This window comes from Brevundimonas sp., from assembly GCF_023259385.1.
In the GTDB taxonomy this organism is placed as follows: domain Bacteria; phylum Pseudomonadota; class Alphaproteobacteria; order Caulobacterales; family Caulobacteraceae; genus Brevundimonas.
On sequence record NZ_JAHFPF010000170.1, the window covers coordinates 7475 to 7905 of the forward strand.

At 74.5% G+C, this 431-nt stretch carries 1 pseudogene; it reads left to right on the plus strand.

What is annotated here, in order from left to right:
- Positions 1-236 precede the first annotated feature (236 nt).
- Positions 237-431: pseudogene (locus tag Q0C81_RS13045) on the plus strand (alpha/beta hydrolase); the annotation flags it as partial.

Consider the following 431-nt stretch of genomic DNA (forward strand, 5'->3'; position numbering starts at 1 on the left):
CCCGTCGCAAGCTGTCCAAGGCGCTGGGGGATGCGACCGCCGTTCGGGCCGTGCCGGAGTGAACGGTTCGAGAGCCAGCGGAACCGTCATCCCCTGCCCCTGCGCTCGCGCCACGGCCGGACCCGTCGATCGACATCCGGCGGCGAGGGCTGCGGCGCGCGCGCGCGTAATCTAGTATGAAGGCGTCGCGGGACATCAACCCGAGCGTCGCCCTTTCCTTTCAGGAGCCTGTCACCATGAAATACCTGATCCTCGCAGCCGCCGCTGTCGCCCTCGGCGCCTGTCAGCCGGCCGCCGAGCCTCAACCCGTGGACGCCCAGACGGCGCCCGACGCCCCCGCGGCGGCCCCGATGGAGGCCGCGCCGGTCGCAGCGCCCGAGCCGACCCCGCAGCCGCAGGCGGCCGCGCCGGCGCAGGCTACGCCCCCCCGG